The organism is Deinococcus depolymerans (genome assembly GCF_039522025.1).
GTDB classification, from domain to species: domain Bacteria; phylum Deinococcota; class Deinococci; order Deinococcales; family Deinococcaceae; genus Deinococcus; species Deinococcus depolymerans.
The window spans coordinates 1-10,176 of the sequence record NZ_BAAADB010000027.1 but is presented as its reverse complement, the minus strand read 5'-3'; the positions used below and the strand labels follow the sequence as shown (position 1 = coordinate 10,176).

The 10,176-nt window shown below is 63.8% G+C and carries 7 protein-coding genes; 6 read left to right on the top strand and 1 reads right to left on the bottom strand.

Annotated features, from left to right (window positions below):
• Nucleotides 1-344: 344 nt before the first annotated feature.
• Nucleotides 345-2,282: a hypothetical protein gene (locus ABDZ66_RS12430; RefSeq protein WP_343759372.1), complete on the bottom strand. Its 1,938-nt coding sequence runs from the start codon at nucleotides 2,280-2,282 to the stop codon at nucleotides 345-347.
• 688 nt (nucleotides 2,283-2,970) lie between these two features.
• Between ABDZ66_RS12430 and ABDZ66_RS12425 the strand changes: the two genes are divergently transcribed.
• The 6 genes from ABDZ66_RS12425 (at nucleotide 2,971) to ABDZ66_RS12400 (ending at nucleotide 10,028) form a co-directional block, all read left to right on the top strand.
• A complete protein-coding gene (locus tag ABDZ66_RS12425; RefSeq protein ID WP_343759370.1) occupies nucleotides 2,971-3,231 on the top strand; it encodes a hypothetical protein in 261 nt (86 codons plus the stop codon).
• 258 nt (nucleotides 3,232-3,489) lie between these two features.
• Nucleotides 3,490-4,833: a DUF6895 family protein gene (locus ABDZ66_RS12420; RefSeq protein WP_343759368.1), complete on the top strand. Its 1,344-nt coding sequence runs from the start codon at nucleotides 3,490-3,492 to the stop codon at nucleotides 4,831-4,833.
• A gap of 33 nt (nucleotides 4,834-4,866) precedes the next feature.
• A complete protein-coding gene (locus tag ABDZ66_RS12415) occupies nucleotides 4,867-5,346 on the top strand; it encodes a hypothetical protein (RefSeq protein WP_343759366.1) in 480 nt (159 codons plus the stop codon).
• A 43-nt stretch (nucleotides 5,347-5,389) separates the two neighbouring features.
• Nucleotides 5,390-6,595, top strand: a complete 1,206-nt coding sequence (locus tag ABDZ66_RS12410) for a hypothetical protein (protein WP_343759364.1) — start codon at nucleotides 5,390-5,392, stop codon at nucleotides 6,593-6,595.
• Nucleotides 6,596-6,609: 14 nt separating this feature from the next.
• Nucleotides 6,610-7,347 carry a dienelactone hydrolase family protein gene (locus tag ABDZ66_RS12405; RefSeq protein ID WP_343759362.1) on the top strand — a complete coding sequence of 246 codons (738 nt, stop codon included), beginning with the start codon at nucleotides 6,610-6,612 and terminating at the stop codon, nucleotides 7,345-7,347.
• Nucleotides 7,348-7,691: 344 nt separating this feature from the next.
• A complete protein-coding gene (locus ABDZ66_RS12400; protein ID WP_343759360.1) occupies nucleotides 7,692-10,028 on the top strand; it encodes a hypothetical protein in 2,337 nt (778 codons plus the stop codon).
• Nucleotides 10,029-10,176: the final 148 nt, after the last annotated feature.

Below are 10,176 nucleotides of genomic sequence, written 5' to 3'. Positions count from 1 at the left end.
CCTCCAGCGCACACCGGCGATGGCGATTGGGCTGACCGATCGCGTTTGGACGCTGCGAGCGTGGCTGTCACGGCCTCAAGGCGTTCCCTGTCGGGCATAGTTCCAGCCAACTACCGGGAGTGAGTCGAGGTCTCTATTCAACACTGTCCAGATTCTGGGGAGCAGACCAGACGACCGCGTACGCTCGTACGTGAATCAAGTCCCTACTCAAAAGAGTCCAATCTTCTGGGTCAGGCCAAGGGCACCGGGTGACCGCCTCCGACACCACGCCATCACCCTGTCGTCTCGAAACCGGGCGAGGTCCGCCCACTGGCCCGTGCCATCCACCGCTTTCCGTCCGGGCGTCACCGTTCCGCGTGCCCATCCGGCAGGGCGACCTGAACGCCGAGTTCGCGCGTCAGCACCTCCCGGCTCCGCCTGGCTTCCAGACCCGCAGTTGACGGCCCCTGTGACACCCGGACCGCATGGATCAGCAACTCGTGTAGCGCCACCTCCGACGGCCACAACCCCAATAGCCTCCTGAGCAGCGCCGCCGCCTCGTCACACGCCTCCCGGAGCAGCAACCCCCTCGCGGCCCGCTCACCCGCCGTGATGAGCTGCCATTCCAGATCCGAGCGGATCTCCGCCGCCCACGCTGATGACGAGTGAGGCAGGAACGCTCCCGTGTATGCCCCAAGCGCCCGGTTCAACCCCTGCGCGGTTCCGTCCAGCAGCGCCTCACGGACCACCGTCAGATCCCACTGCAACGCACGCTCCCGCACCTCAGCCCGGTATACGGCCCGCGCCCGGTCGAACGGCAGTTGCAGCCCCGGCACGGCCCGCGTGAGCGCGTGCCGGGTCACATGCAGGTAATCCCGCGCCGCCTGGGGGGAACTCCCGTCGAACACGTGCGTCTGCAGGTCCTCCAGGGTCGCTTCCCCCCGGAGCAGCAGGTACGACAGGACTTCCAGGGCGCGGCGCAACCCCACGTTGACCCGGACGGGCGCCTCGCCCAGTTGTAATCCGTACCCGCCGAGTGTCGTCAGGACGAGCGGCGCCGGTCTGGCCTGCTCGATGCGCTGCAGGTCCTGCCACAGCTCTTCCAGGTCACCCGGCGCTCCACGCGCCACCCGCGCGCCGATCACCTCCCGCATCCGGGGACGCTCCGCGATGAGGGCCGCCACCGTCACGTTCCGTCCCAGCGTCGCGCGGCACTCCGCCGCCTGGTGCAGCGCGCGCTCGGCGGCCTCCAGCTCGTCCGCGCGCAGGAACGCGTCCGCCAGCAGCACCCGCCCCTCTCCCTCGTCGCGTTTCAGGCCCAGGTCCCTCAGCCGCTCCACGGCCCGCTGCAACGCATCCACGCCCCCCGGCTCACCGGCCCGGACGTCCAGCGCCGCCGCCTGCAGGTCGCATAGCGCGGCGGCGCGCGCCCCACCGGCGCGGCTGCGGGCCCGCGCGACCTGCACCCGCCCCTGATCGGTTCGTCCGGCCGCGCTCGACAGCGCGGCCAGTTGCAGGGCCGCGAACCCCTCCGTTTCCAGCTGCCCGTTCTCCCGCGCCAGTGCCGCCGCCTGACTGAACGCGGCGGCCGCTCTCGCCAGGTTCCCCTGCACCGCGTGCAGCACGCCCCAGTGATACGCACGCAGCGGTGCCGACGGCGGCCCCAGCGCCACCGCGTCCAGCTCCTCCAGCGCCTGTCTCGCCTCGGGAAACAGGCCGGCGCGGGCGTAACAGGCCGACAGGATCCACAACAGCGGCGCCCGCTGCGCGCCGGACGCCGCCGGCAGGGCCTGGGCCGCGTACTGCGCCGCCGCGTGATCCTGCCCGAGCGTGGCCAGCACCATGGCCAGCGCCGCCGCGAACCCCGGCAGGAACAACTGCGCCGTGGGCTCCGTGACCGCCGTCCGCCACGCCCGCCGGGTCCACACGAGCGCCTCCTCCAGCCGCCCGGCCGTCAGGGCCAGCATCCCCCGCTCCCGGCACGCGACCGCCTCACCGAAGCCCGTCAGCCCCCACGCGTCCACCTCCGCGAGCACCTCGCGCGCCGACTCGAGATCCCCCTCGAAGCGGTATGCCACGGCCGCCAGGGGCGCCGCGTCCCCCAGCCCCGCCGCCTGCAGGCGCAGGAAGACCGCGAGGCCCTCGGCCCGCCGGCCCAGCTGCACCAGGCACTGCGCCGCCCACAGGTCGTCCAGGGCCGTCGGAGCAGTCAGGGCCACGTGCCGCCGGCACCCTTCCTCGAACTCGCCCGACACCAGCGCCTCGAGCACGCTCCCTGACGGAACCCTAAGCGACCCGGTCATCCACACCTCCGGTACCTAAGCGGCCCCCCACTACGCTCTGCGCGTGAGGCCCCAGGCCGGTCCGACCGGGATGGGCGCGCCACACAAGGGGGAAGGATATGCACTTTTATCGTACGTGGCGGTACCGGCTCACGCTAGCCCTGTGGACGCTCTCGCAGTTCGCGCTCGCGGACCCGTCGACAGGTTCCGGCGGCATCGGCGGCTAGACACGCTCCCGGGGGGGACACCATGGCCGATACCATAGCCGTACCTACACTTGCCACGCCCATGGCAGCACCCTGAGACCCCTACTGCTCCGCGGTCGAAGCCCCCCAAGTCGTTCTGCCGAATGTTCCGCGAGCCGACATCCTGGACACCGCCCGGACAGAACGACACCAACCGCCGCGCGCACATCCATGGCACCGCTTATTGATAACGGCGTAAGTTGACATCGCCCATCACTCCCCTGGGTTGGCAGGACGCTGGCCAAGACGTTTTGCGTTTCAACACGGGTGATGCGGATTTATGCCGTTATCAATAAGCCCTTCCTTCGTACAAGGCGCGTGTTCCCCACGAGCTCACTTGCCAATTTCTTCAAGTGAGAGGAAAGAAGTCTCACAAGGAGGTCACATGCGTGATTCTGTACAGCGACACGTCACCAGTCATGATCACTGCGGCCTAGGCCGCAACCCCAGCGAAGGAGTCTGCTATGTCTGACCGCCTTGCCCATGCCGATCTCTCGAAGATCATGTTGGCCCTGCACGAAACCAAAGCCATCAACCTCGACATTTCCATGCGAGGCGTCATGGAGTCCGTAGCAAAGAACCTGACGCCAGGGCAGGAAGTGGGGCTGCACGTCCTTTGCTGCAATGAGTACGCCCTTGTCACTGGCATTCAGGCTGAACCTTCCATTGGAGACCTTAGGCAACAGTTGGGGTCAATCAAAGAGGCTTTGAGTCGCCTCCAGTAGGCCTCTTGCGAAAGTAGGTTTTCGAGTCCTTCAGCCAATCCGCCGTTGTTGTCTGCGAGGAGGAATTCGGGCGCATGTTCAGGAGTTGGAGGGCCTTTTACGGAAAGCCTAGTAACTAGTGGACGTGACCCAGGTCATCCATCGAGATACATGCCTTGACTGAACCGCGAAAACGGGACTGACATGCTGCACTACGGACCAAGCCGTACGGAGGGAAACCCGGCAGGAGTGCCCCTCCGTACGTGCAATAGGGAACCCATGATTGAATCAACTCCGCTCCACACCCTGCATGAACATCGCCTTCTCGAGGTGTTGGATCACGCTCGCCGCACCGTCCAAATGTTAAGTGTAGTAAATGACCCGTGGCAGACCCCGCTGGACGCGTACGCCACCCTTGCCGACAAGATCGTCATGGAAACTGCCCTACTCATCCTTGTGACAGGTCGCGTTCCGCAGGCGCCACCCGCGCTGGTAGAGGCCAGTCAAGCACTGGCCGCACACTTGGTGCCTTACATACGCAGCGACCGTCACCGAGCCCTTCTCCGCCGTCATCCACATGCGGCCGTTTCGCTTGGAATGGCCCATCAAGCACTGCAAGAAGCTGGCTTCCCCGACGCAGCTTTTGACGCTTTGGTTGCCGACGCCTTCACTTCCCGTCAGGCACAAGCTGCTGAGCGACTTCCTTATCGCCACTTGGAGATGTTATGGCTCCAGACACTGCGCGGACAGCCGCCGTCCACCGCAGCGTGGGCGGCGGCTGTTCAATGTAGCCTTCTGGCTAACGAAGCTCACGCGGTACACATGACCGCCGATAGTGTCTACGCACTGACACACGGCCTGATGTACGTCACGGATTTCGGACAGCAAGCACTCCCTCCCGACGTTGACCAAGACGGAGTTACCAGGATGCTGGATGCCTGCCTCGCCTGGCATGCAGTGAGTGAGAACCTAGACCTCGTAGGCGAACTTCTCCTTGGTGCGGTGATGACGGGCACAGCGAATACCCCACCCGCTCGATTCGCTTGGGCTGTCCTGAATTATACGTGGGCGGAGTTTGGGTTCCTTCCCTGTCCGAGTTTTGACTTAAGCACGTACCTGTCGCTGCCAGACGACGAGCGCGCAGCATACGCGTACGTCCACACATACCATACGACTTACGTAGCTGGCATTCTCAGCGCCGTCATCCTCACCATGGACTGCAGGTCATTAGAATGGGCGGAAGCTCCCACCAGATCTGCTGAGGCTCCTTCGCTGACTGAACCCGGCACGCAACTGCTCGCATATCAGGCTGAGCTTGCCCGGATACCCATCTGGCCTGACGTACTGGTGGCAGGACCTCTACCTCCACACGACGTCGCCACTGTCCTGCATGACGCGTTGCTGCTGATGGCTGCACACGATCACCGCACAGACGTGTTGACCAAAGCGCTGAATACTCCCCCACCGAGAAGAACGCCTACGTTTGAAGCAGCTACAAATCTATTGGGGCGACTGACAGGCAAAAGCCTCCCAGATACAGTGGAGCCCTTCCCAAGAGAGGCACTGCACCACCTTGGAAACTCAAGCAGGCTCCACCGTGCCGGGCTGCATCAAAACCAGTGAGTGAACTGTTCTCAACCGCATCTGTGTTGGTGTGTGATCCCCGGCGTGCAGGTCCGGCCGGTCGCCCCGACGGGCCGCGCCCGGCTGTTCTGGACGACGCTCGCCCTCACTCAGGAGCACGCGCCGCTTCCGGTCACCAGCGACCTCGCCCCGGCGCAACTGCTCCTCGCGCAGCGGGACGCTTTCGACGCCCTCGCGCGGTGGGAGGACGGCACGCCGCTCTCTGCGGCCGTGAATCCACTCGTCGTGACCGAAGAGGGCCTCCTGAAACCGTTCACGTACGACTTCCACTCCCAGTTTGATCTCGGTTCCCTGGAGACGATAGCCGGGCCTCACGGTGCGGTCCTGGCACGCCTCTCCCATCTGATCGACGACCTGTTCAGCGATCTCCAGCCGCGTTTCGACATTCTCGACTGGTACGCAGAGTGCGCCGCCGCCTCGCAGGAAGCGGCCAAGCGCCGTGTGGGAACAGGGGGCGGTCACGGCGCGGTCACGCAGCCAGGCGCACCCTGACCACAGCGGGTTCCGCTCCACACCCGCCCACAGGAGGGAAGCCATGAACACGCATCCGTCGCCGCACGCCTCAGCCGCCCCACGACCCACCGCCGGATCACGCGCAGCGCGGCACCTGCACGGTTTTCCGTACGCGACAGTTCAGCTGGACCGCAACGGCGCACCCGTCGATCCGGCCGAACTGAGGCAGGCGATGAGCGAATTGTCAACCCTCGATCCGTCGGACGTCCTTGTCCTCGTGCACGGCTGGAACGCCACCCGGGCCTCGGCCGAGGCCCGCTACGGCCGGTACCTGGGTCACGCCCGCACCCTGATTGACGGGAGGCTCGCTCAGGACCTGCGGGGGCGGCGATTCGCGGTCATCGGGCTGGTATGGCCGTCCATTCCGGAGTCCCTCCAGTCACCCACCGACGCCAGCGCCGATGACGTCAGGGCGGCCGCGCAGGAGGCGTTCCCACACGACGCGGAGCTGCTCAGAGCGGTTCGGGCCGGTCAAGTGCCGGACCGTGAACACGTCGAACGGCTGATTGACCACGTCACGGAAAGCGAGATCTTCACGCAGGAACCTGATCTTCCAGGGCGTGAGCCGGGCAGAGCCTCCCTGCGGGGTGAGGCGCTGGACCTGGGGACGCTGTGGCGGGACATCGTCGTCTGGGCCTCCTATTACGAGATGCGGGAGCGAGCCGGCCGCATCGGGGAGAGTGGTGGCCGCGGCCTCGTCCGGGACATTCAGAAGGCCGCACCCAGCGCGAGAGTTCACCTGCTGGGGCATTCGTTCGGTGCCCGCCTGGTGGCCTCGGTGGCGCGTGGTCCGAATGGCGATCCTCCACTGACCCTGGCGTCCCTGCATCTCCTACAGGGAGCGTTCTCCCACTTTGGGTTCGGTGCGGCGACCGGCCCGGCGCCCGAAGGCTACTTCCGGCCGGTCCTGACCAACCGCGTGGTCACGGGACCGATCCTGGTCACGCACACCGGGAATGACCTCGCCCTCAGCATCCTGTACACGCTCGCCTCCACGTTTGCCGGACATACCAGGAGTGTCAGAGGTGTCAATCCCTTCGGCGCCATCGGCGTCACCGGAGCCCTCAACGCCGGTGCGCAGAGGTTCGTCCTGGATGCCGCGGCCCCACTCACCTTCGGCAACGGGCAGATCTACAACCTTCAGTCCGACGCGGTGATTCCCAACCACGGAGACGTGGAGCAACTCGATGTCGTGCGCGCCGTCCTGCGCGGCATCAGCGTCACCTGAACGGAGGCAGCGCCATGCCCGCACTGACCGACGGCTTCACCTCACTGGACCCCGTGCCCGGACCCAAGAAATACGACCTCTACGCCATCGGAACCGGGCGTCCCCTGATCCTCGTCCACGAGATGACCGGCGTGACCCGGGCAACCATCGAACTGGCCCGCGACCTCGCGAACGAAGGATTCCGCGCGTACCTCCCCGTGCTGTTCGGCGACTTTCCGCAACCGGACGGGCTCGGGCCGAAAATGCGAGCCGTCACCCACGTCTGCCTGAGCCGGGAATTTCATCTGCTCTCCACCGAGCAGACCAGCCCCATCACCGACTGGCTGAAGAGCGTCACCCGGTGGGTGGCCGACCAGCACCCGGAGCAGAAAGTCGGACTCATCGGCATGTGCCTGACCGGCGGATTCGTCCTCGTCATGATGCTCGCCCTGCAGGCCGGCGCGGTGGTCGTCTGTCAGCCGACCATTCCACTGGCCCTCAGCGGCCGCGCCCGCCGGTCATATGGCCTGTCTGCCCAGGACGTCACGGCCGCGCAGGCGCACCGCCCGGCACTCCCGATCCTCGCCCTGAGGTACGCACGCGATGTCATCTGCCCCAGAGAGCGCCTGGAGCAGATAGGGACCGACTTCCCACGGGCGCAGGTCATTCACCTGCCAGGTGGACCATGGCCCGTGAGTCACGCCACCCTGACCGAACATAGGAGCGGGCACGCCGTTCAGCAAGTCCTCTCCTTTCTCAAGCAACACCTCTGAACTGTAAGGCTGGCATGCTACGGAGGGAAGAGACTCGGTCAGACTTGCCCTCATTGCCACTCAGCATCCCGAAGGCGTCAACTTCCCGCCCGTATCATACGGATTCCGTTTGTTTCGTTAACAGATCGGAACACCACCGATCTGTCAACTCCACGTCCGGAACCCGTTTTGCTCCTTACTCGCATCCGCTCGGATTGAACGGCTTTGTAAGCCATTCAATCGGAGTCTGTATCAGACGAGCAGCCCAGCCGTGTGGAACCAGGAGGACCTTCATGAGCAGCGGTCACACTGCAGTACCCCCAGCGACCAGCCCAGACCCAATGTCAGACGGTCACCTTCCTGCTGTGAATCCGCGGAACTCTCCTCCGAACATCAAGTATCCCCGTTCCGAGAAACTTGCATTGATTTACGTCCATGGGATGGGCGACCAGACGCGCCTGTGCGACGCGACAGCCCTCCTGAACAACCTCGAAACCTACTGGCAGCGGATTGACCCGCTGGCTCCAGCTTTTTCTTCCACCGTCCAGACCCATCTGTCCAATCCATCTGACCCGCATTACTCCATGAACGTTCACCTGCCGAACGGATCCCGGCTGGACGTGCACGAGGTCTACTGGGCTCCGAAAGCTCCTAATGTGGCAGCGACCACCGTGCTCAGCTGGCTGCGCAAGCAACTGTTCGTCCCGTTCCTGCGTCGGCATTCCAGGTGGGGAGAACTCAACCGCCTGAAACAGGGTGTGCTGGGGCAGGGCGTTACCACCGGACACACCGCTCCACGCGACGGGCACACTCTGAAAGGCCAGTACAGGCAGTTCGTCCGGCGGCATCCCCACGGCACATTCTTTGAGTACGCGTGCGTGGCCCCTACGCCGCCGCAGCCCGCAGCGGATCGCTGGCAGCGCCTCACGAAAAGCAACGACCTGACCGCCATCTGGGTGGTCATGAGCATGATCCTGGCTACCCTGGTCTTCGCCCTGTTCGTCACGGAAGCCGTCGTGGGTCTGACACAGTTCTTCCAGCAGGAACCCCTCTCGAAATGGGCGGCGCGGTACGGACTGAGCTATGGCAATCTCGTGGACGTGTGGTACATCTACCCCCTCATCGCCATGAGCGTGGTCATGACGCTGGCCTGGGTGTTCGGCATCCGCCCGTTCTTCAGCAGATACATGGGAGACGTGGTGCAGTGGGCGACATATCAGGAGACCGACGAGGGTTTCAAGGTCAGGAAAGCCATTCTGGATACGTCCAGTGACGTCTTCAGGTACGTGCTGCGCATTCCAGGCTCAGATGGTCAGAAAAACAACGATCCGCCATACGACCGGGTGATCGTCATGGCACACAGTCTGGGGTCCGTGATCGCACACGATACCTTGCTGGCCTTGAAACGTGATCATTCTGCCAAGCTAGATCAGATCAATGACTTCATCACGTACGGCAGCCCTATCGACAAGTTCGCCTACTTTTTTCAGGCCCTTCAGGGGCAGTCGCCACGTTACGTGAAGACTATTCACCAGTTACGCGGGGATCTCTTTGAGGGCAGGGGTCAGCCGCTGATCTGGCAGAATTTCTACGAGGAAGGCGACCCCATCGGCGGCACCGTTCACACCGCTGGCCCCAGTTGGGATCCACCCGGTGTGATCCTCACCTCGAAGATTCACAACATCTATACCGCCAACGCGAACGTCGCGCTGGTCGGTCCGAACCACACCGGGTACATCGGCAACAAATTGGTGCTATTCCGCGTGTGGAACGTCCTGATGCCCGGCGTCCTGCCCGACACGCCGCCCAAAGTGAATGCACCCGGCCCACCTCCTGCGCGGCAAGAGAGAACGGACGTGGACGTCATGGCGCATACCCGTTGGATGCGGCAGATGTACGCCGTGATCCTCCTGATCCCCTGGGTGCTCCTGGGGTCATACATCGCCCACGGTGCTCACCTGATTCAACTGGCGGTTCACCAGATTGATCTCAAACAGGCTTCAGATACGCTGTGGTGGGCACTCAGGGTGGGGTTCGGCCTGTCCGTACTTCTACTCCTCATCAGCTTCCTGAAGCCTGCGCACCTGATGAAACCCCTGGCCATCGCCCTGACTTCCCTGACGCTCATCGGGACTTATGCGGCTTACACCACTCCGGGGGCAGAGTTCTGGGATGCCGTTCCATCCGCCAGCAGTCCAACGGTGAACGACTCCCTCTCTCCACAGCAACGGATCTGCGAGTCCGCTTTCTCAGGTACCATCCAGAATTTTACGCTGGACAGTACCTGCGAGATACCGGAAACGCCCCAGTACGCCCCTGCAAGAGCCTCCTGGGTTCAGGAGCAGGAGGAATCGCGTCCATTTTCGTGGATTCCGTGGAGCAGTGTTCTGGTGGGTCTGATCGCTCCGGCATTGTTGACCGCTGCACTGTTGCTGGCGACCAAGGCCAAGTCCATGGAACATGCAACCAAACTGGAAGCGCAGAGGCATGAACGCCCCAACACGCTGCTGCCCTGGATCATTGGCATATTGATTGCCTTCATTGCAGTCAGTTCAGCCGCGTTATCGGATGGACAGGTCATCCTGCCCTGGTGGTGGTGGCGCACCACTCTGATGTACGCCACTTTCTCACTGATCATCGTGGGTGGCCCACTACAGCACGTCTGGAAGAAGCGCAAGCTCAGACATCTGCTCAATCCTTGAGCCGTCTATAAAAATGGTAGTTGACTGGAACTAGGGTAGTCGGCTGGAACTATGCCCGACACCACTGAAATGGGAGCGTCCGGGGCCTATCCCCGGACGTGTCAAAAGAGCTCCCACTCGAGAGTTTCGTCTGTCAGAACCCCGCCTG

Excerpts from the sequence above, each read along its gene's own strand:
- ABDZ66_RS12425 (WP_343759370.1), top strand. The coding sequence starts at position 2,971 with ATGTCTGACCGCCTTGCCCATGCCGATCTCTCGAAGATCATGTTGGCC.
- ABDZ66_RS12405 (WP_343759362.1), top strand. The coding sequence starts at position 6,610 with ATGCCCGCACTGACCGACGGCTTCACCTCACTGGACCCCGTGCCCGGA.
- ABDZ66_RS12410 (WP_343759364.1), top strand. The coding sequence starts at position 5,390 with ATGAACACGCATCCGTCGCCGCACGCCTCAGCCGCCCCACGACCCACC.
- ABDZ66_RS12430 (WP_343759372.1), bottom strand. The coding sequence starts at position 2,282 with ATGACCGGGTCGCTTAGGGTTCCGTCAGGGAGCGTGCTCGAGGCGCTG.
- ABDZ66_RS12420 (WP_343759368.1), top strand. The coding sequence starts at position 3,490 with ATGATTGAATCAACTCCGCTCCACACCCTGCATGAACATCGCCTTCTC.